The organism is Pseudomonas sp. JV245A, assembly GCF_032424515.1.
GTDB classification, from domain to species: domain Bacteria; phylum Pseudomonadota; class Gammaproteobacteria; order Pseudomonadales; family Pseudomonadaceae; genus Aquipseudomonas; species Aquipseudomonas protegens.
On record NZ_VYKE01000488.1, the window covers coordinates 1 to 634 of the forward strand.

Sequence of the window (634 nt, forward strand, 5' to 3'; positions counted from 1 at the left end):
TGCGCCCGCGTTGCGGTCGTTCGCAGCTTCGCAGGCTCAGCAGCGGCTACAAGGCTGCTGGGGCTTAGCGCAGGCCGTCGCGAAATTGCCCCGGGGTCATCCCGGTCCAGCGCTTGAATGCCCGGCTGAAACTGCTGGCATCGGCAAAGCCCAGCAGGTAGCTGATCTCGCTCAGGGAGCACTCCAGGTCCCGCAGGTGCAGCAGGGCGAGGTTTTCCCGGCATTCGTTGAGCAGGGTGTCAAAGCGCGTGCCTTCATCCGCCAGGTGCCGTTGCAGGCTGCGCAGGCTCAGGTGCAGGGCCTGGGCCACTCGCTCCGCCGAAGGTTCGCCTTCGGGCAATTGGGCTTCGATCACCCCGCGTACCTTGCGCTCCCAGGTCAGGGGCCGCAGTTGCAGGAGGGTGCGCTTGAGCACCGCTTCGTTGTGCTCGGCCAGCTCCGGGTTGGCGTCGTCCAGGTGGCTGTCGAAATCGTGCAGGCCGAACTCCAGGCAGTCGTCCACGGCGGCGAACTGCACCGGGCAGCGGAATACCTTGTGCCACTGGCTCGGGTCCGCCGGGGCCGGGCGCCGTAATTGCACGGCCAGCGGCGCGTAGTCACGGCCCAGGCGGTTGCGGCAGGTGCGCACGTAGAT

Annotated in this window: 1 protein-coding gene; it reads right to left on the reverse strand. The window is 67.5% G+C overall.

From position 1 onward, the window contains the following. Nucleotides 1–64: 64 nt before the first annotated feature. Nucleotides 65–634 (reverse strand): AraC family transcriptional regulator (locus F6S12_RS32620; protein WP_315869969.1); only part of this gene is annotated, 570 nt, incomplete at its 5' end.